Genomic DNA, 21644 nt, shown 5'->3' with positions numbered 1-21644 from the left:
TCTTATCATAAAAAAGGCGATCAATGATCGCCTTTTTTATGATAAGAATTACTTTTCTACTTATTTCAGGTACTTTGCCTGGAAATCTGTTAGCGAATATTGCTGCACTTCTGGGCTCACCTTTAAGTCCTTGACCAGAATATTTCCCTGATCATCTGTATCTATAAAATCCAAAGTAGGCTTAAGCACCACCTTTCCATTGAAATCCAACAGTCCTTGTTTATTATTTTCTGAAAATAAAAGATATGATCCTACAAAATTGCTGATATTATTTAAACCACCAATAATGGAAACTCCTGCTGCGTTAATAATTCCATATTGATCTTCTATCGCATAGACCATATTTTCATCATTGACAGGATACAGCACTTCAAATCCCACTTGATTTATTTTCTTCGCTTCATCATCGATGATCCAAAAAAGACTACTGCTGTCCGAAACGATTGCTCTTTTCTTATTCAGCACATCAATCGAATAAAAAGTTGCAGGTTGTACAACAGTACCATCGTTTTTTTTCACACCAAATAAATGTTCGTCGCCATACGCTACATTCTGCTGTGAAAACCATTTTAAAGGAGCCTTCAGTTCAAAAGCATCTTGAAAGACACTCGCATCCTCCAGATTACTTCCCTCCGTTGCAGATAGTTTTACGATTTTCACATCTTGGGGTAACTCAAATTCCTTTAAATCGGTCAGTTTTTTCAAGTCGGACACTTCAAACCCCAACTCTTGATGAACCTGATCGTTTAATTTCAAGACCGCCCCCGGGATATTGATCAAGAAAGGTAAACTACTTAAGTAATAACTTGGCAACTCAGGAGCATACCAGACGAGCATGGTTACTTCACCGGCATTGGGATCAATAACCTTCAACTTTGCTTTTATACAACTTATACCATTTATCGTTTCCTTTTCAGCCTCGTTTTCTAAAGTAAGATAGGCATCCTCAACAGTTTTTGGATCTTTTAATAATGGATAATCAATTGACAGATCATCTTGAGACAATAAATCATCACCTTTGGTAAAAGAATACTCTTGTTTTTGAATCCGATCGGCAATTAAAATATGCCCCAGATTGTCTACAGATTTAATTTTCGATGGAGAAGCATAGATAGCTACTTCCTTAACAGCAGCTCCCCCCTTTATAAAAGGTTCATAAAAATCGACCGCAAATTCGGGTACTGATTTCTCTAATTCTTCTAGCGCTATCTGTCCCTTAAAACTTACTTTCATTTGCCACACTTTATCCTGAGCAATTGCCGAATGGGATAATAATATAGTTAGAAATACAACATGAACCAACTTTTTCATACTTTACAAATATAGCTCGTAAACAACAAAAGACAGACCAAAAAGACCTATCTTTTGCAATAAAAAATTATTTAACTGATTTAGTTTGTTTTTGTTGATTTAAACAAAAATAGCGAAGCTAATTTTACTGATCATATCCAGCATCTTTATACAATCCTATTTAAATACGATTTTCTGATCTACTTTTCACAACAGTTTCATGATAAATCTATGACCTTCTTTGTTTTTACAGCTTCGTCACAGGCAAATGCAATACGCAGACTATTTAACGCATCTTCAGATTGTTTGGTTAAATCCAGATCTTCAATAATTGCTTTTTGAAAAAACAACTGTTCGCGATTACATAAATCCTGATGATTAGGTTCATCCTCAAGCCTAATCCATTCATCCGCTTTTAAAAACTCATTATTCTCATCAATATCGGCATGATGAACACGAATAGATTCTGTTTTGGTATGAGCCTCTACAGAGTCCGAAACGCCATCTTTCACAGCTTCCTGAGGCACGATAGATACAGACCCTTTAGGTCCAAATACATCTTTAACAAAAAAAGCGGTCTGACTCACCATAGGTCCCCAACCTGCTTCATACCATCCAACAGAACCATCATCAAAATGCAACTGGAGCTGTCCATAATTATAGTTTGTTTCTGGTATATCGGTAGTCAACCGAGCTCCTATCGCAGAAACACGGATTGGTTTTGCATCTGTCATTTGACACATCACATCGATATAATGCACACCACAATCGACGATCGGGCTTAAGCTATCCATCAGATTACGATGCACATTCCACATGTATCCATGACTCTGCTGGTTCAAATTCATGCGCATGACCAAGGGTGTACCCAACGTGCGACTGATGGAAATAAATTTTTCCCAAGACGGATGATACCGCAAAATATAGCCTACCACTAGCTTTTTTCGACACCTTGATGCCGCGTCAATCACCTGTTGCGCTCCTAAAACCGTATCTGCGACAGGTTTTTCGATAAAAACATGAGCACCTGCTTCAAAAGCTTTAATGGCATAGCTTTCATGTGTATCAGGATAGGTTGAAATACATACAGCATCCGGCTTAGTTGCTAGAAGAGCCTGTTCAAAATCATCAAATTCAGGATAGCTCGAACTTAGCTTTTTATTTAACGAAGTCTTACTCGCTCCGCGAGACACCAGACCAACAATTTCAAATCCAGCAAGATCATGATAAGCACGTGCGTGAGAAGCACCCATATTACCACATCCTACAACTAAAATCCTAATTAATTTCTCCATAACTTATACAAACGGGGTTTTTCCAGGTTGGGGAATCGCACGATGATCAGCCTGCATATTCCAATGATATTCCGTAGATGTCGGTCCTAATACTTCAGTAGATTGCATGATCTGCTCATATGTGATTGCTTTTCCAGTATATGCAGCTGCTCTAGACCAAATTGCAAGTAACGTACTGTTAGCAAGATGTTGCCCATCATTGATCACTTTCTTATTGCGAATGGCTTCAAAAAGCTCATCGTGCTGAGTTTGGTACATGTTGTTATTCCTTCCCGTAAATTTCCAGGCTTTATCACCATACACCTCAAAATTAGAAGGAATATTTAAGTTTGCACGCCCATTCTTTCCGATCACTTCTACCGTATTTCTTGAATCGGTACCATTCTGTTGGCGACAGGAGTGAAAACCTTTCAATCCATTACCGTAATCAAATTCGATGGACATATGATCAAATACATTACCCAATTTATCCTGTTCACGAGACTGTCTTCCACCAGTCGCAATAATAGTCTTAGGAACAATATCACCCAATGCCCAAGCCATCATATCGACACTATGGATCGCTTGCTCTACGATCAAATCACCTGAGTATCTTTGAAAATAAAACCAGTTTCGCAATTGATACTCCAGATCAGACCAGTTTGCCTGCCTCTCTTTATGCGACAATTCTCCTCCAAACCTAAATGTAGAAATGGATTGTATAGCACCGACATCACCTTGTTTGATCTTTTGAAAAATCTCGCGGTTTGGTGTCGCATAGCGAAAACAAAAACCACTCACCAGACAAAGGTTTTTATCTTTTGCAAGCTTGACACTTTCAAAAACTCTTTTCAGATTGGGAATATCAACAGCCACCGGTTTTTCACAAAAAATATGCTTGCCCCTTTTCACAGCTTCTTCCAAATGATCAGGTCTGAAATTTGGAGGAGAACAGAGCAATACCACATCCACATCGGTATCCATCAATTTCTGAAAGCCTAGAAAACCCAAAAAGATATTGCTATCATCCACTTTCACTTGATCTTTAGAAATTTGTTTTAGAGAATCAAGACATAGGTCAATTTGATCTTGAAATATATCGGCAACAGCCGTAATGATGACATTTGGATCTGCCCGCAACGCCTGTGAAGCTGCGCCCGTTCCTCTACCGCCGCAACCTACAAGTCCGATTTTAATTTTCTTCGAAGCATTATTCGCGTACAAGTCTAGACTTGAAGCAGCTAAGGCAGTACCCAAGACCATAGTATTTGTTTTCTTTAGAAAAGAACGACGATTTAGATTTTCTAAATTCATGTGATAGTTATTATTTTCGGTTGTATGTATCTCCAATATTGTTTCAAATTGGGAGATTTAAAATTAATATTAAATATGAGACTATAAAATTATAATTGACTTCCTTATGTAATAATCTTGTGCACTGGCGTATTTGCAACCAGCACGTTAAGCTAAATTAACTGGTAACATAGAAAAAAGCACCCTCTAATATCGTTCTACTTTTTAAAATCATATAGAACAGTAACAGGATTTGAATACATTAATGCCATATTTGAGGTATCTCTATTTTATTTTTAGCAATTAATAGCTATTTTAATTTGATTTCTATTAACAAAGTCTTATTTTTGACTCATTATTAATACAAACATGATTTTTGCTCACGTACATCACTTTCATATGCATCATCGCCATTGCGGCGATATGTAATAAGTGTGTTTCTACGTGAAGCATTTTTTCCCTTGTGTTTGATTTCTATATATTAATAATTTACAGCTAACATTATAAAGCTTTGAAAAATCTTAAAATTGCTATCCAAAAATCGGGTAGATTAAACGAAAAATCAGTTCAATTACTTAAAAACTGTGGTCTTGACTTCGAAAACTATAAAAGTTCTTTAATAACAACCGTTTCCAATTTTCCATTAGAAATTCTTTTTCTTCGCGATGATGATATCCCAGGATATGTAGAGCAGGGCATTGCTGATCTTGGAATTGTTGGTGAAAATGTCATTGATGAAACCGAATCTGAAGTAAATTATTTGCAACGATTAGGTTTTGGAAAATGCATGTTAAAATTGGCTGTTCAAAAAGACAGCGACATTCAAGATCTAAAAGATCTAAACGGAAAATCAATTGCAACCTCCTATCCTGTTATCTTAAAGAAGTTCTTAGACGAATATCGCATTGAAGCAGATATTCAGATGATATCTGGTTCTGTTGAAATTGCTCCAGGTTTGGGGTTAAGTGATGCGATCTGCGATATTGTATCCACTGGTGGAACATTAAAAAACAATGGTCTTAAACAATTTGCTGATGTCCGCAAATCCGAAGCTATTCTGATTGGCCGTCCAGGATTAGAGGACAACGAGATACTGTTGGAGCTTTTGCAAAGGATTCAGTCTGTCTTATTGGCGAAGGAAACAAAATATGTTGTTCTCAATGTGGAGAAAACAAATCTACCTACTATTACTGCTTTGTTACATGGTGTAAAATCGCCAACGATTGTTCCTTTAGCTGAAGAAGGTTGGGTTGCTGTTCACACGGTTATCTCAGAAGATGATTTCTGGGGCAAGATCAACAAATTAAAATCTGCTGGTGCCCAAGGAATTGTCGTGATGCCGATCGAGAAAATTATTATGTAAAAAAAGAACGATTTTCGCTTTAAAAAAATCTATGATGCTAAAAACTTTCGAGTATGCCAAGTTAACACCTGCTGAACTGCAAACGTTAACCACGCGTAATACAGATCCTTCACATGCCATTCAGGATACGGTTTTGGATATTATTCAAGAAGTACGTCAGAATGGAGATCTAGCTTTAATTAATTATGCTTATCAATTTGACAAAGTTGAATTAGAGAAGCTTTATCTTGATGCGGATGATATTGATGTATTAGCATCAACGATCAATCGTGATCAACAACGGGCATTAGAGATTGCCTTTCAAAACATTCATAAATTCCATTCTTCACAAGTGAAGCGTGAGCGTGTTGTTGAAACGACTACTGGTGTAAAATGCTGGCGTGAAATTCGCCCTATTGAAAAAGTTGGTCTTTACATTCCTGGTGGATCGGCGGTCTTACCAAGTACATTATTAATGCTGGGTGTGCCGGCACGAATTGCAGGTTGCAAAGAAATTATTGTCTGTTCTCCACCTCAAAAAAGTGGTAAGATCAACGGCTTTGTTGCCTACTGCCTTAAATTGTTAAAAATAGAGCGTATCTATTTAGTAGGAGGTGCGCAAGCTATAGCGGCAATGGCATTTGGTACGGAAACCATACCAAAAGTAGATAAGATATTTGGTCCAGGCAATCAATTTGTAACCAAAGCGAAAAGTATCGTTCAAGGGATGGCCAATGTCAGCATCGATATGCCCGCTGGCCCTTCGGAGGTATTAGTGATTGCAGATGAAACCGCAACTCCTGCTTTTGTTGCAGCTGATCTGTTAGCTCAAGCTGAACATGGTGCAGACAGTCAAGCCGTACTGGTCGCCACTTCTATCGATATTATTCAATCTGTCAATCTAGCATTAGAGCAGCAATTAGCGGTTTTACCACGTTTTGAATTAGCGAGTAAAGCCATCGACAACTCTTACGCGGTACTAGTCGCTGATATGCAAGAAGCTCTTGCCTTTAGTAACTATTACGCTCCGGAACATTTGATTTTGGAAACGGATGAATGGGAACGTCTAGTTCGTCTTATTTTGAATGCAGGTTCGGTATTTTTAGGACACTTAACTCCCGAAAGTGCTGGAGATTATGCATCAGGAACCAATCATACATTACCAACATCAGGTTATGCGAGGTCTTATTCAGGTGTTTCTGTTGACTCCTTTGTCAAAAAGATAACTTTTCAACATATCAGTGAAGAAGGTTTGGTCAATATTGGCCCCACTGTAGAGATATTAGCCGAATTAGAAGGACTTCACGCCCATAAAAATGCGGTTACTGTCCGAAGAGAAAATTAAAAATTTCAAATCAAAAGAAAAGCCTTTCAGAAATTCTGAAAGGCTTTTTTATTAAAATCTTACTTCGATTTAGTTTTTCAATGCTTCACCTACTTTTTTGGCTTTATCGCCAACAGCTTTAGCAGCATCTTTTGTACCTTCGCCTACAGCCTTAGCCGCATCTTTAGTACCTTCAACTGCAGATTTTCCAGCTTTCGCGGTAGCATCAGCAGCTTTATCAATCGCGTTACCTGTTGCGTGAGCAGCATCTTTAACACCTTCTTCAACATCGTTCGCTACTTTAGCTGTCCCTGCAGTGAATTTTTCCCAAGCAGTTTTTGTTTCTGCTACCGTTTTACGAGCAGCTTCCTCAGCTTTTTTGTCTCCTTTAGCAATCGCTGCGTCCAGATCTCGTTGAGCTTGCTCATATTTAGCTTTCGCTTCATCAGCAGCAGCATCCGTATGTTTATCCAAGCTATCTAAAGAATTATCCAGCTTTTCACCTACTGTGACTTCTCCATCACTATTTTTATCTTCTTTCGGAGTGTTATTACAAGCAGCAAAAGTTAATGAAACTCCTGCGAACAATGCTAAAAATGCAATTTTCTTCATTTCTATATTTTTTTGGTTAACAGATTTAACCAATCAATATTTATGCCAATTATGATCTTGGATATATGGTTCCTTTTGCAGCTTCCAAAGTATTCTTCAATAAACCAACAATAGTCATCAAGCCCACCCCACCTGGTACAGGTGTGATCCATGAAGCCTTAGGTGCCACTTGATCAAAATCCACATCGCCATAAAGCTTAAAGCCAGATTTCGTTTCAGTTGAATTTTCTCTATTGATACCTACATCAATAACAACAGCGCCGTCTTTCACCATATCTGCTGTAACAAAGTTTTTCTTTCCGATTGCAGCAACGATGATATCAGCACGTAAAACTTCGGTCTTAAGATCTTGAGTACGACTATGTGTTAAAGTAACAGTACAGTTTCCTGGATTTGAATTACGGGCTAAAAGAATACTCATTGGCGAACCAACAATATTACTTCTTCCTACCACTACAGCATGTTTTCCAGCGGTCTCTATGCCATAATAATCCAGCATCAACATAATCCCATAAGGTGTTGCTGGAATAAAACAAGGTAGATTACGCTGCATTCTACCTAAATTGATCGGATGAAAACCATCGACATCTTTACGGTAATCGATTGCTTCCGTGATTTTATCAGGATCGATATGTTTTGGAAGAGGCAACTGCACGATTAAACCGTCAATAGTTTCATCAGCATTGATTTCTTGAATTTTTGCAATCAACTGTTCTTCTGTCACATCGATATCATAACGAATATTAGTAGACTCAAAACCTACTAATTCACAATTGCGCATTTTACTCGCCACATAAGTTTCACTTCCGCCGTCGTTCCCAACTAAGATAGCCACCAAATGAGGTTTACGTCCAGCTTTCGCTGTAAAATCAGCTGCATCTTTTTTGATGTCTTCTTTAATTTTAGCTGATACGAGTTTACCGTCTAATAAATTCATTTTTATAGGAATAGGATTTTTTAATTTCTAATCTAATTTCAATACTGCCATGAATGCCGATTGCGGAATTTCAACGTTACCTACTTGACGCATACGTTTTTTACCTTTCTTCTGCTTTTCCAAAAGCTTACGCTTACGCGAAATATCACCACCGTAACATTTTGCTGTTACATCTTTACGCAATGCTGAAATGGTCTCACGTGCTATGATTTTCATTCCAATAGATGCTTGGATACGAATTTCAAATTGTTGACGAGGCAATAATTCTTTTAATTTTTCACAAATTTTCTTACCAAAATCATAAGCATTACTTCTGTGGATCAAAGAGGACAGTGCATCGACAGGCTCATCATTTAAACGAATATCTAAACGCACCAAATCCGATTGACGGTATCCGATCTGCGTATAATCAAAAGAAGCATAACCTTTAGAAATAGTCTTTAATTTATCATAAAAATCAAATACAATCTCACCCATTGGCATTTCAAACACCAATTCAACACGATCAGATGTCAAATAAGATTGGTTGATGATGGCCCCACGTTTCTGAATACAAAGGGACATAATCGGACCTACGAAATCTGATTTAGTAATGATATTAGCTTTAATATAGGGTTCTTCAATAGCATCTAATTTACTTGGATCAGGTAAATCAGATGGATTATGAACTTGGACTTCTTCATTATCTTTTGTCAAATAAGCTTTATAAGATACGTTTGGTACTGTCGTGATCACAGTCATATCAAATTCACGCTCAAGACGTTCTTGGATAATCTCCATATGCAGCATACCTAAGAATCCACAACGGAATCCAAAACCTAGGGCTGCTGAAGACTCTGGTTCAAACACAAGAGAAGCATCGTTCAGCTGTAAACGGTGCATAGATTCGCGCAATTCCTCATAGTCTTCGGTATCAACAGGGTAAATACCAGCAAAAACCATCGGTTTTACTTCCTCAAATCCTTGGATTGCGCCATCACACGGTCTTTCTTTATGGGTGATGGTATCACCCACTTTTACCTCACGTGCTTCTTTGATTCCTGAGATGATGTAACCAACATCCCCTGTTCTGACCACATCTTTCGCAACTTGATTTAATTTCAAGGTTCCGATCTCATCCGCAGTATATTCTTTTCCGGTAGCCACAAATTTTACTTTGTCACCTTTACGGATCTCGCCATTTTCAACTTTAAAATAGGCCATGATACCACGGAAAGAATTATAAACAGAGTCAAAAATCAAAGCCTGTAATGGAGCTGCCGGATCACCTACAGGTGCAGGAACACGTGCTACAATTGCTTTTAAAATATCAGGAATACCAAGACCTGTCTTACCAGATGCCGGAATAATATCTTCGCGTTTACCGCCTATTAAATCAATGATTTGATCTTTCACTTCCTCTGGCATAGCACCAGGAAGATCCATTTTGTTTAAAATTGGAATAATTTCCAAATCATGCTCCAATGCGAGATAAAGATTAGAAATTGTTTGTGCTTGTATCCCCTGCGATGCATCGACAATTAATAATGCACCTTCACAGGCAGCAATAGAACGTGATACTTCGTAAGAAAAATCGACGTGTCCTGGAGTATCAATTAAATTCAGGATATACTCTACTCCGTCTTGTATATAGTTCATTTGGATAGCATGACTCTTAATGGTAATACCACGTTCACGTTCCAAATCCATATTATCTAGTAATTGTGCCTGCGCTTCACGTTGTGTAATGGTATTGGTATACTCCAATAATCGATCGGCTAATGTACTTTTACCGTGATCAATGTGTGCGATGATACAGAAATTACGTATTTGCTTCATATAGGATTTTTAAAAATCGTTTCTAAAAAGCAAAGATACTTTTTTTGACAGACATTTAAGCTAAGCTCTAACCTAATTTATGCACATAATTTTGTCCTTTAGTCTTCTAGGATGAAAAATGTTTTCGATTGGCAGTTACGTTTTCTACCCGCCATTCAATCTGACCTGTAAATGCTTGGGAGCGTATAGGACAATCCTTTACCTGACAATAACTGCAACACTCCGGAAGGCACGGGTCGGCATGAATAAAAAATTCAGTATCTATGGACATTTTTGTATTCACCATTTTATCTAAGGTAGATATATCATCATGCACCTTATCAAGCCTATAGTAATTAGGCAATGTTAAATGGCAGTCTACATGCAATTCATTGCCATAACGCTGAACCCTCAAATTATGAATATCAATCCAATCGACATGCCGATTTTCCTGTAATACTTGAACCACTTCTTTTACGAGATCCAGATCGGACTCATCCATCAAACCACCTATCGACAGGCGCAACAATTTATATCCATTGTACAAGATAAAACTGCCGAGCACAAAAGAAATCGCAATATCGATCCATGCTAATCCAGTCAATTTCATGAGCATCAAACCGATAATAAGACCTACTGTACTATATGCATCTACTTGCAAGTGCTTACCATCAGCCTCCAAAGTAAGTGAGCCTAATGCACGCCCCCTTTTCATAATATAAAATCCGATGATAAAATTAATCAAAGCAGTAACCGCTACCAGACCTATCCCCTCTTCAAGATTGGACAAAGTAGAAGGAAAAAAGATATTGTAAAATCCTTTTACTAAAATAACGGAGCCCGCTATAAAGATCAATCCTCCTTCTAAAAAAACTGAAAAGAATTCAACTTTACCATGACCATAAGGATGATTGTGGTCTTTGGGTTGTGCAGCTAAATAAATGCTGTAAAAAGCAAAACTAGAAGCAATGACATTGACTATGCTCTCTGCTGCATCTGTAAAGATCGCGTTTGATGCAGTGAGGAAATAGGCAACAAATTTGACTATCATTAGTCCCAAGCCCGTTAGTAAGGACAGTAGAACTAATCTTTTTTGCTTAGACATCATATTATTTGTTTTTTTCGCGACAAAGGTAGTCATATAACGCTACGATTTCCTTTTTAGTTTGATCCCAGCGGTCTTTTCAACATACTGTCGTACATGTTCATTTGATATACCGCCCTAAAATAAGGATTCGATCTGAAGTAAAAAAACTCATAAAAATTAATAACATGTTGTAGGTTGCTATGCGATCATCGAGCTTGTCCATAAATTAAGGAGTGCTAACCGCTCATCTAAACAAAAACTTATTTTTAGAAGTAATCAAATCTGGATAAGATTTTACATATTTTTTGTAAAAAAGAAACAATCGTTTGTCTTTTTTCAAGAAATTAAGGCATTATTTGCATTCTAAATAATATCTTTGTCTTACCATGAGCACACAATCATATTTATCAGATAGGATAAACAATTTATCCGAGTCGGCTACGCTTAAAATGACTAAGCTTGGTCGTGAGTTAGCCGCTAAAGGCGTTAATGTTATCAGCTTAAGTGTTGGCGAACCAGATTTTAATACTCCTGACCACGTTAAAGAAGCTGCTAAGGTAGCTTTAGACGAAAATTGGACACGTTATTCTCCTGTTCCGGGATACCCGGAATTACGTCAGGCTATTGTGAATAAATTGAAGATTGAAAATAATCTAGATTATGATATTTCTCAAATCGTAGTTTCTACTGGTGCAAAACAATCTTTATCAAATGTTATTTTAACGCTAATTAATCCAGGAGATGAGGTCATAATCCCTACACCGTACTGGGTTTCCTATTCGGAAATGGTTGTTTTAGCGGAAGGAAAATCGGTTTTCATCAATACTGAGATCGACAACAACTTTAAAATTACACCAGAGCAACTTGAAGCTGCGATCACATCGAAAACAAAATTATTCATGTTCTCATCACCCAATAACCCGACAGGTACGGTGTATAGTAAAGATGAGTTAGCTGCTTTGGCAAAAGTATTCGAAAAATATCCGCAGATTTTCATCTTATCAGATGAAATCTATGAACATATCAATTTTGTAGACAAACACGAATCTATCGCTCAATTTGACAGTATCAAAGACCGTGTCATCATTATAAATGGTTTTTCTAAAGCATTTGCGATGACAGGTTGGAGATTAGGCTACATCGCCTGCAATAAAGAGATCGCTGCTGCAAATGATAAATTACAAGGTCAAACGACATCGGGAACATGTTCGATATCACAACGTGCAGGTATCGTTGCTTATGAGCAAGGATTAGCATCTGTGAATAAAATGAAAGAAGCATTTGCTCGTCGTCGTCAACTGGTTTATGATTTATTAGCTGCAATTCCAGGTGTTAAAACAAATTTACCTGAAGGAGCATTTTACTTCTTCCCAGAAATCAGTTCTTTCTTCGGAAAAAAAGATGAAAATGGAAATATAATCAAAAACTCATCCGACTTAGCACTATACTTATTAAACGTTGGTCATGTTGCTACAGTAGGTGGTGATTCATTTGGAAATGACAAATATATACGTCTATCTTATGCTGCTTCAGACGAAAGTTTAGTAGAAGCTTTAAAACGCATTAAGGAAGCATTAGGCAAATTAGCGTAAACCTTGACGCACTATAAAAAAAGCTGTCTCTTATACCAAAGTTAAGAGACAGCTTTTTTATTGACCTGATCGTATCCCCAAAAACCGCTCATGATCCCATTCTTGGATTATCCACATCTGTACGATTCAATGTAAATGAAAATACACTACCAGAACCGTATTCACTTTGTACGGTAATGGTACCTCCCTGTGCCTCGATAAATTCTTTACTGATACTCAACCCTAACCCTGTACCTTCCTTCTTTGTTCCAGGGATACGAAAGTACCGTTCAAATATTTTATCCATATATTGTTCTTCTATCCCCTGTCCCGCATCTTTTACGGCAAATCTCACCTTATCCTGGGTCGACTCAACAATAATAAATATAGCAGAGTTTTCATAAGAATAACGAACAGCATTCGACAATAGGTTGGTCAATACCCAAGCCGTTTTTTCATTATCAGCAAGTACATCCGGTAGATTATTTTCCATTTGTAGGCGCAATTCTAGATGTTTTTGTTCTGCCATGGATTTTGTTGCGCGTATGGCATACTCCACCAGCTCACTCACGTTTGTAGGTGCCACGTTCAACTGAATAGTCCCACTTTCAACCTGCGTCATATTTAAGAGTTCACCCGTAATTTTCAACAATCTTCCTGTATCATCGCGAATACTTTGCACCAGGTTACTTTGATCATCATTGAGCACGCCGATCTGCTTATTTTCTAAAAGCTGTAAACCCATTTTTATAGACGCAATAGGTGTTTTTAATTCATGTGAAATGGTCGCTATAAAATTAGTTTTGGCGAAATCCATTTCTTTAAATTGTGTGATATTGCGCAACATGATAACTTGTCCGATAAATTGTGAATCTGTCTCTCCGGTAGGTACGATATCGATATCCACGATTTCTTTTTCAAAATAGCTTTCTTTACCATTAGCATAGATTTTGAGAAGAGCAGATTCTCGTTTCTTCTCATCTTGAAATAGATCTTTAATAAAATCCCGCACCAGATCATTGGTGACTGCTACATCTTGTATTTGTTTACCAATCAATTGATCGCTTTGTAAACCGATTATCTTCAACGCTTCTTCATTAGCAAACAACACAATCTTCTGCTCATCGATACCAATGACAGGGTCATGCATCTTGTTAATAAGCGTATCAATTCGTTTTTTCCCTTTCAATATCTTATCGAGTTTACTTTCCGCATACTCTTCAAGTTTTTCAGCCATGGTATTAAAAGAATTTGCAAGCTCCCCAAATTCATTCCGTTTTTCATAATGGATACGCTTTTTATAATTTTCATTTGCTATCTGTTTAATACTCTCGGTCAATTCCTTTATAGGATTGGCGATATTCGAAGGGAGGTTGATGATGAGGACAAAAGCAATTAAGAAGCACAAGGTCCCGCTAATGGAAATGACTGCAATCGCTTTTTCTGCTGTTATAGATGCAATATCACTTTTCCGTTCTATCGCTTCCATATTAAGCCGCATCAATTCCGTTATATCCTTTCTGATTTTTGAAAGCAGCGTTACATCTTCCTTATTTTTCACAAATTGATAAAAATGTCTTTCCACCTGATCCGTTGCCTGGACTTCCCCGATCTCAGTAACATTCTGCTTCTGTTTCTCCAAGTTTTCCTTAAAGTCATGTATGGCAGCGGGATCGACAGTATATTCCTCGAGTGCTAACAACATATTGCGCGCGTACTGCAAAGTATTATAATTTGCGACAAGAATATTATTGGTATCTCTTTTTAACTGATTGACATACCAACCGCTCACCACAACCAACAATACGATCATGAGAAACAGCGACCCGACGCCAAAGGTTAATTTTGTTTTTATACGCATTATGAAAGAATTATAAGGTCAATTTTTTCGTTAGAAAGCTTCGTGAGAAGCGTATTAAAAGTATTTGTTGCCCAAATTATTTTGATCAATCCCAAATGAGGTTTACCGATACACACGGTGGTTATCTGTCTAGCTTCACATTGTTCAATAATTGCTTTAGCGATTTTACTATGATTAACTTTGATAATCTCTGCCCCCAATTCTGTTGCTAATTTAAAATTATTAATCAGATGTCTTTGCTTATCCAAGGCTATTTTAGCAACACTTTCTTTAGGGGTCTGTACATAAAGTACAAACCATTTACTATTATAATAGTTTGCTAACCTTGCTGTTTTACGAATCACAATGGTAGCCGTCTTCTCATTTGAACTAATGCAGGCTAAAAACTGTTCCTTTTTAACATATTTATGATGAATGACCTCCGTTTCAACTTTTCTTTGCACCTGCGAAGCAACTTCTTTTAAAGCCAATTCACGCAATTGTAGGATATGATCGCTACTGAAAAAATTGGCCAATGCCATTTCAATCTTAGCGAGATCATAAATTTTACCTTCTTTCAGGCGGTTGATCAATTCCTCTGCAGTCAAATCAATATTGACCACCTCATCGGCTAATCCAAGTACACTATCCGGTATTCGCTCCTGTACATCGATCCCCGTAATATCTTTAATCTCATCATGCAAACTTTCAATATGCTGAATATTAACTGCGCTGATCACATTGATCCCTGCATCCAAGATATCGATTACATCCTGCCAACGCTTGGCATTGAGACTTCCTTCGATGTTGCTATGTGCAAGTTCATCAATAATAACAATTTCCGGATGCAAATTAATAACCGCCTGCACGTCTAGTTCTTCAAGTTCTTTTCCCTTATAAAACAATTTACGTCTCGGTATCATCGGCAGTCCATCTAGCAAGGCGTGGGTTTCCTTTCTATTATGCGTCTCAATATAACCTATTTTAATGTCGATCCCATTATGCAGAAGCATATGTGCCTCTTGCAACATACGATAAGTCTTGCCCACACCGGCACTCATACCGATATACAGTTTAAATTTTCCTTTCCTTGATTTTTTGATCAAGCTCAAGAAATGTTCCGCATCTTTTCTTTCTTCCATATACCATAAATCCTTTTATATAATTTCCTACTGTATCGTAAATGAACAATACAGCAGGAAAAAAAATTGATTTAATTAAAAACGCAATGCCAAAGAAGTAATTGCAAGCATATTATGCTTCTCCAAAGAATCATTTCGATTTACAAAAATAGCATCTTTACTCTGTAGTCTCTTTAACTCTGTTCGCCAGATCAAATTCGAGAAAACCGCATAATCTAACGTAGCAGAATAACCAAATGTTTGAAACCCATTAGCGGTTCCGGTATTGATCATCACGCCTTTTTTATCTTGATAATATTCTCCTCGTATCGCTATAGCCAGGTCATCATGCGGTTTATATGAAGCAATTAAAACAGGAGTAAACCACGTGTTATAGCGACTGCTTCCTTTTTCCTTCTGTTCAGCTCCCATATCAAAACCAGTTATAAGCATCCATTTATCATCCAGTTGGAACTGTCCATAAAAATGATGGAAATACCGCATCTGCCGAACTGAATCAGCTTTATCACTACCTATGAATGAGCTGCTGTTCAAGGTGATGCCGGCGGTAGGTTTATAGGTTAATTGATGACCAAAAGCAGGTGTACTATTTCCATCTACGCGTTGAATGCGCTGCCAGCCATTTAAAATCAATCCACTCATCATCCACTTTCCATCATCCGTTGTATAAGATAGTTTAGCTCCAGTTTCAAAGTAAGGAGAATTATCAGCTCCGATACTTCGAGTTAAAGTATAGCAATCCTTACTGATCGCACTTTCAAATCCAATATGGGAGGGCAAAACACCAGCGTCGATCCACAGATTGTTTTCTGAGATCTTGACGCCAACATTTGCTTCATAGATATTCCGCAACGTTACAGGCTCAGCAGCATAATTTGCACTCATGTATGTTCCCGCGCCAATTGCAAGGTTAGTCCTAATTCGATCGGTTTCATAATTTAATTTAATCAATCCAAGATTTAGATTCACCTCATTATTACGATGATGGCTGTATACAAACCCAGGTCTTGTGTTGTTTTTAGGATTAGAAAAGTCGTATTGACTGTACACTTCTACATAACCACTAATTGTTAAAGGTTTTTTGACTTCAACGTTTTCTTGTGCTTGCAAAATATGGATGCTTCCAAGCAATAGCATGGAACTGATGATGTATTTTTTCATATAAAATTATTTTGCAGCTAATTCATCTAATGCAATATTCAATTTCAGTACATTTATTTTTGCTGGACCAAACAATCCCCATAATGGTTTTTCGGTTTGCTCATTGACTAGTGTCCTCAATTCGGCTTCAGGTATATTTCGGATCTTCGCAATACGTTTTACTTGAACCCGTGCCGCCTGTACTGAAAAGTGTGGATCCAGACCACTCGCACTAGCCGTAATCAGATCAGCTGGTATTTCGGCCTTAGTGATGGCTGGGTTATGTACCAAAAAGGTATCTATTCTACCCTTTACCTCTTCAAGGTAAAGGGGGTTCGAAGGCCCTTTGTTACTACCTGCAGAACCTGCTGCATTATAATTTGCGGCAGAAGGTCGGGACCAAAAGTATTGATCGTCTGTAAAGGACTGACCTATGTTGCTGTAATAAGTATTGCCTTTAAAAGTGACAATTTCACCTTTGCCGCTGTTGGGAGTTACCTGTGCAATGGCCCAAACGGCAAAAGGATAGATCACCGCAAAAAAAACAATTAGGATAAGAGTCAGCTTTATCGCTGGTAATATATGCTTTTTCATATTTTTGTTTTTTAGATAAATAAGGATACAATCAGGTCGATCAATTTAATGCCGACAAAAGGCACCAAAATACCACCTACACCAAAGATGAGCAAGTTGCGACGTAACAGTGCGCTTGCACCAATCGGTTTGTATGCGACTCCTTTCAAAGCCAATGGTATTAAAAATGGAATAATTAGTGCATTAAATATAACTGCAGATAAGATGGCACTTTCAGGACTATGTAACTGCATAATATTTAATCCCTGCAACGCAGGAATAGCCGTGATAAACAAAGCTGGAATGATCGCAAAATATTTAGCCACATCATTTGCAATACTAAAAGTAGTAAGCGTACCACGGGTCATCAATAACTGTTTACCGATCTCCACCACTTCGATCAATTTCGTAGGATCATTATCCAAATCAACCATGTTACCTGCCTCCTTAGCCGCCTGCGTCCCACTGTTCATGGCAACACCCACATCTGCCTGAGCCAATGCAGGAGCATCATTGGTCCCATCTCCCATCATCGCAACCAGACGGCCATTAGCTTGTTCCATCTTAATGTAGTTCATCTTATCCTCTGGCTTGGCCTCAGCAATAAAATCATCTACTCCGGCCTTTTCCGCTATATATTTTGCCGTCAATGGATTATCTCCGGTTACCATAACTGTTTTGATTCCCATTTTTCGTAAACGTTCAAACCGCTCTTGAATACCGGGTTTTATCACATCTTGCAGCTCAATGACTCCTAACGCAATTTCGTTCTCACAGACGACCAACGGGGTACCTCCATTTTGAGCAATTTTAGTAACCTGATCGGTTATATCTGCTGGAAATTCATTTCCGGCCTGCGTAACGATATTACGGATCGCATCTGTCGCCCCTTTACGGATTCGGGTCTGATCAAAATCAATTCCCGAACTTCTCGTCTCTGCGGTAAACTTGATAAAAATCGGTGAATTGATTTTGAATGCCATCGGATCAATACCCGCTAGCTCAATAATTGATTTGCCTTCAGGCGTTTCATCACTCATTGAACTTAATACAGCAGCTTTAACCAGACGATCAGCGGCTATGCCTCGAGTTGGATAGAAATTTGTCGCTTTACGATTACCAATGGTAATCGTACCTGTTTTATCCAATAATAAAACATCGATGTCTCCTGCAGTCTCTACAGCTTTTCCACTTTTGGTAATGACATTAGCCCGCAAAGCTCTATCCATACCGGCGATACCAATTGCAGATAATAACCCGCCAATGGTAGTGGGTATTAAACAAATAAATAGTGAAATAAATGCAGCGATTGTGATAGGAGCCTGTGCATAATCTGCAAAAGGTTTTAACGTCACGGTCACGACAATGAATACCAAAGTGAAACCTGCCAGAAGAATAGTCAATGCAATTTCATTTGGTGTTTTCTGCCGGCTTGCCCCTTCTACCAAAGCGATCATTTTATCCAAAAAACTTTCACCAGGTTCAGTCGTTACTTTTACAAGTATTTTATCGGACAGTACCTTGGTACCACCTGTCACACTACTTTTATCCCCACCAGCCTCGCGGATCACTGGAGCAGACTCCCCCGTAATCGCACTTTCATCTATTGTTGCCAACCCCGAAACAATCTCGCCGTCGGAAGGAATGATATCGCCCGCTTCACAGATAAAAACATCTCCCTTAACCAATTGTGAGGAAGAAATCATCTTTCCATCTGCCAATTTAGCTGGCGTTTCTTCTCTTGTTTTTCGCAGACTGTCCGCTTGTGCTTTTCCCCTTGCCTCGGCAATAGCTTCAGCAAAATTGGCAAATAGCAGGGTAAGCAATAAAATCAGAAATATGCTGAAGTTATAACCAAAACTACCTTGTGATGTTTCTCCTGTCAATATCCATAAACTGACGATGAGCATCACAAAAGTTCCGATCTCTACCGTAAACATCACGGGATTACGAAACATCAGTTTGGGGTTCAATTTCACGAAAGACTGTCTACAAGCTTGCAATAACATGTCACTCTGAAATAATGATTGATTCTTATTCATTTTTAAATATTTATATGGACGATGGCAATGATCGTTTTTACGATATAGGCCACCGATCCGTTACCATTCAAGTGAGATTAACGCATAGAAAAATATTCTGCAATAGGACCTAAGGTCAGGGCAGGGAAAAATGACAATGCTGCCACGATGATGATTACTGTAAATACCAGAATCCCAAAAGTTGCCGTATCTGTTTGCAAAGTACCTTCCCCTTCAGGAATAAACTTTTTCTTAGCCAACAAACCAGCAATTGCTACAGGCCCTATAATCGGCAAGAAGCGTGATAGGATCAAAACGATACCTGTACTGATATTCCACCAAGGTGTATTATCCCCTAAACCTTCAAATCCACTCCCATTATTTGCCGACGAAGACGTATATTCATATAAGATCTCACTAAATCCATGAAATCCAGGATTGTTTAATGTAGAGGCTCCCTGTCCAGGAAATGCTGTTGCTAAACCGGCGCTGATTAAGATCAGAAAGGGATGAATCAATGCAATGATCATCGCGATTTTCATCTCTCGAGCTTCTATTTTTTTACCTAAAAACTCAGGCGTACGTCCGACCATCAAGCCACTGATAAATACGGCCAGAATAATGAAGATAAAAAAGTTCAGAATACCGACACCTGCACCTCCATAAAAACTATTGATCATCATCGCCAGTAATTCATTCATTCCGGAAAGTGGCATCGAACTATCGTGCATGGAATTGACAGATCCAGTTGAAATCACGGTCGTCACAATGCTCCAGAATCCAGATGTCGCTGCACCAATTCGGATTTCTTTTCCTTCCATTGCACCCAATGACTGATCGATCCCCATACTTGTTAGAGCAGGGTTACCTCCCATTTCCATTTTGATATTTGGAATTGCCAATAGCAAAAATCCTACAGTCATCACGGCAAACATCATCCACGATAATTTTCTTCTTTTAATAAAGTAACCGAAAGCGAAGATCATGGCAAATGGGACGATCATCTGGGCAGCCATTTCGACCATGTTACTGAGGTAAGTCGGATTTTCAAAGGGGTGAGCCGAATTGGTTCCAAAAAAACCACCACCATTTGTGCCGATATGTTTGATGGCTACAAATGCTGCAGCAGGTCCACGTGAGACTTCCACTGTATCTCCTTGCAGACTCACCATGGTATCCTTACCCTCAAACGTCATAGGCGTTCCTTGAAAAGCAAGTATGATCGCCACAACAAAGGATAAAGGAAGTAAAATCCGTGTACAGGATTTTATAAAATATTCATAAAAATTGCCTAAATCTGTAGCTGTTTTATCTCTAAAAGCTCTAAAAAGAGTAACTGCAGCAGCCATACCTGTACCGGCACTGACAAATTGTAAAAACATCAACCAATACTGTCCCAAATAACTCACCCCCGTTTCACCAGAGTAATGTTGCAAATTACAATTAACAACAAAAGAGATGACAGTATTGAATGCGAGATCTGCTGTCATACTCGGGTTTTGGTCTGGATTTAAAGGCAAACTTCCCTGTCCCATCAGTACCAGCATCCCCAACAGGAACCAGATCATATTGATGCTAAGCAGTGCAACCATATGTTGCTTCCAACTCATTTCAACCTTTGGATCAATACCTGTTAGCTTATAAAATAATCTTTCAATTGGATTGAAAACCGGATCAAAAATGGTCCTATCTCCTGCATAAACCTTGGCAATGTATTTTCCTAAAGGAATTGCTAAAGCAATCGTGCCAAGAAACATGACGATTATGGCTATAATTTCTGTATTCATAATTAAATTTTAAATATAATTTCATTCACAGTTTGACGATTTAAAACTGTTCAGGCTTTAGTAATACATATACGATATATGCAAACACGCCTACCGCTACTACAAGTAATCCTATCATCGTTTTCTTAATTTTAATTTTCTAATATCGTTTTTAGATATTCCTTCCTCAATTCCTTAGGCAGTATGTCTAAATGCTTTTTTAAACTTGCTGGACTTTCTTCTGTAGATAGTTTCGTCAGAAATTCATTTTCGATCGCATTACGGATGTATTGATTCCCTCCTTGGTAGATCAAATTCACCACTTTTGCAATCTCCCCTGCATCCGCATATTCATACTCATTTCCTGAATTTATCTTTTTTAAACACTCTTCTGCTAATTTCCGCAATACGATATAATCAGTTATCGTATCGTCTCCTAGTTCTTGATCCGAAATCCAACTACGGGATTCTGGCAGCCATTCTTCCAGTGTGCTGATCATCTTTGATTTCATCTTATTACTTCTTTATTATATCTGGAGAGAGCTCAACGAAATTATTTTTGCTATCGACCAAGATCACTTACCTGCTGGTTTTATATTAAATCTGATCAAAAAAGTCAATCGATTTAAAAAACA

The 21644-nt window shown here is 38.1% G+C and carries 18 protein-coding genes; 3 read left to right on the top strand and 15 right to left on the bottom strand.

Going from position 1 to position 21644, the window contains the following annotated elements:
* Positions 1-60 precede the first annotated feature (60 nt).
* The 3 genes from AC06G9_RS06725 to AC06G9_RS06715 all read right to left on the bottom strand — a co-directional run bounded on the left by AC06G9_RS06725 (position 61) and on the right by AC06G9_RS06715 (position 3878).
* On the bottom strand, positions 61-1311 hold the full coding sequence (locus AC06G9_RS06725; RefSeq protein ID WP_480957766.1) for a hypothetical protein: 1251 nt from the start codon (positions 1309-1311) through the stop codon (positions 61-63).
* Positions 1312-1508: 197 nt separating this feature from the next.
* Positions 1509-2585 carry a Gfo/Idh/MocA family oxidoreductase gene (locus AC06G9_RS06720; RefSeq protein ID WP_293925380.1) on the bottom strand — a complete coding sequence of 359 codons (1077 nt, stop codon included), beginning with the start codon at positions 2583-2585 and terminating at the stop codon, positions 1509-1511.
* Between the two features lie 3 nt (positions 2586-2588).
* A complete protein-coding gene (locus AC06G9_RS06715; RefSeq protein WP_293925379.1) occupies positions 2589-3878 on the bottom strand; it encodes a Gfo/Idh/MocA family protein in 1290 nt (429 codons plus the stop codon).
* A 490-nt stretch (positions 3879-4368) separates the two neighbouring features.
* On the opposite strand from AC06G9_RS06715, the gene hisG reads away from it, so the two are divergent.
* Complete coding sequence (gene hisG, locus AC06G9_RS06710) at positions 4369-5220, top strand: ATP phosphoribosyltransferase (RefSeq protein WP_045754398.1); 852 nt, start codon at positions 4369-4371, stop codon at positions 5218-5220.
* Positions 5221-5254: 34 nt separating this feature from the next.
* Entirely contained in the window at positions 5255-6544 is a 1290-nt protein-coding gene (gene hisD / locus AC06G9_RS06705; protein ID WP_293925480.1) for a histidinol dehydrogenase, read from the top strand.
* 69 nt (positions 6545-6613) lie between these two features.
* On the opposite strand, the gene AC06G9_RS06700 is transcribed toward hisD, so the two are convergent.
* The 4 genes from AC06G9_RS06700 to AC06G9_RS06685 all read right to left on the bottom strand — a co-directional run bounded on the left by AC06G9_RS06700 (position 6614) and on the right by AC06G9_RS06685 (position 10974).
* Positions 6614-7135 (bottom strand): hypothetical protein, encoded by a 522-nt coding sequence (locus tag AC06G9_RS06700; RefSeq protein WP_346569020.1) that lies wholly within the window; start codon positions 7133-7135, stop codon positions 6614-6616.
* Between the two features lie 49 nt (positions 7136-7184).
* The gene (locus tag AC06G9_RS06695) at positions 7185-8072 is read right to left on the bottom strand and encodes a bifunctional 5,10-methylenetetrahydrofolate dehydrogenase/5,10-methenyltetrahydrofolate cyclohydrolase (RefSeq protein ID WP_045754397.1); all 888 of its coding nucleotides are present in this window, start codon (positions 8070-8072) and stop codon (positions 7185-7187) included.
* A gap of 27 nt (positions 8073-8099) precedes the next feature.
* Entirely contained in the window at positions 8100-9890 is a 1791-nt protein-coding gene (lepA, locus tag AC06G9_RS06690; protein WP_045754396.1) for a translation elongation factor 4, read from the bottom strand.
* Between the two features lie 106 nt (positions 9891-9996).
* Positions 9997-10974 (bottom strand): cation diffusion facilitator family transporter, encoded by a 978-nt coding sequence (locus AC06G9_RS06685; RefSeq protein WP_248755941.1) that lies wholly within the window; start codon positions 10972-10974, stop codon positions 9997-9999.
* Between the two features lie 368 nt (positions 10975-11342).
* Here AC06G9_RS06685 and AC06G9_RS06680 point away from each other — a divergent pair, with 368 nt between their 5' ends.
* The gene (locus AC06G9_RS06680) at positions 11343-12548 is read left to right on the top strand and encodes a pyridoxal phosphate-dependent aminotransferase (RefSeq protein WP_480957765.1); all 1206 of its coding nucleotides are present in this window, start codon (positions 11343-11345) and stop codon (positions 12546-12548) included.
* An 88-nt stretch (positions 12549-12636) separates the two neighbouring features.
* Here the strand turns inward: AC06G9_RS06680 and AC06G9_RS06675 are convergent, their stop codons facing one another.
* From AC06G9_RS06675 to AC06G9_RS06640, 8 genes are all read right to left on the bottom strand, one after another.
* Entirely contained in the window at positions 12637-14388 is a 1752-nt protein-coding gene (locus AC06G9_RS06675) for a HAMP domain-containing sensor histidine kinase (RefSeq protein WP_293925376.1), read from the bottom strand.
* Positions 14388-15509 (bottom strand): sensor protein KdpD, encoded by a 1122-nt coding sequence (locus AC06G9_RS06670; RefSeq protein ID WP_480957764.1) that lies wholly within the window; start codon positions 15507-15509, stop codon positions 14388-14390. Before AC06G9_RS06670 ends, AC06G9_RS06675 begins: the two co-directional genes overlap by 1 nt.
* A gap of 75 nt (positions 15510-15584) precedes the next feature.
* Entirely contained in the window at positions 15585-16670 is a 1086-nt protein-coding gene (locus AC06G9_RS06665; RefSeq protein WP_480957763.1) for a porin, read from the bottom strand.
* A 6-nt stretch (positions 16671-16676) separates the two neighbouring features.
* The gene (locus AC06G9_RS06660; protein WP_480957762.1) at positions 16677-17243 is read right to left on the bottom strand and encodes a K(+)-transporting ATPase subunit C; all 567 of its coding nucleotides are present in this window, start codon (positions 17241-17243) and stop codon (positions 16677-16679) included.
* 11 nt (positions 17244-17254) lie between these two features.
* Entirely contained in the window at positions 17255-19264 is a 2010-nt protein-coding gene (kdpB, locus tag AC06G9_RS06655; protein WP_480957761.1) for a potassium-transporting ATPase subunit KdpB, read from the bottom strand.
* Positions 19265-19341: 77 nt separating this feature from the next.
* Entirely contained in the window at positions 19342-21030 is a 1689-nt protein-coding gene (kdpA, locus tag AC06G9_RS06650; RefSeq protein WP_346572440.1) for a potassium-transporting ATPase subunit KdpA, read from the bottom strand.
* A gap of 40 nt (positions 21031-21070) precedes the next feature.
* Complete coding sequence (gene kdpF, locus AC06G9_RS06645; RefSeq protein ID WP_414713137.1) at positions 21071-21148, bottom strand: K(+)-transporting ATPase subunit F; 78 nt, start codon at positions 21146-21148, stop codon at positions 21071-21073.
* A gap of 13 nt (positions 21149-21161) precedes the next feature.
* Positions 21162-21521 (bottom strand): DUF7674 family protein, encoded by a 360-nt coding sequence (locus AC06G9_RS06640; RefSeq protein WP_248754303.1) that lies wholly within the window; start codon positions 21519-21521, stop codon positions 21162-21164.
* Between the last annotated feature and the right edge of the window lie 123 nt (positions 21522-21644).

Source organism: Sphingobacterium sp. MAE, assembly GCF_056711605.1.
The sequence above is the reverse complement of the archived record's forward strand: the minus strand, read 5'-3'. Positions and strand labels throughout refer to the sequence as shown.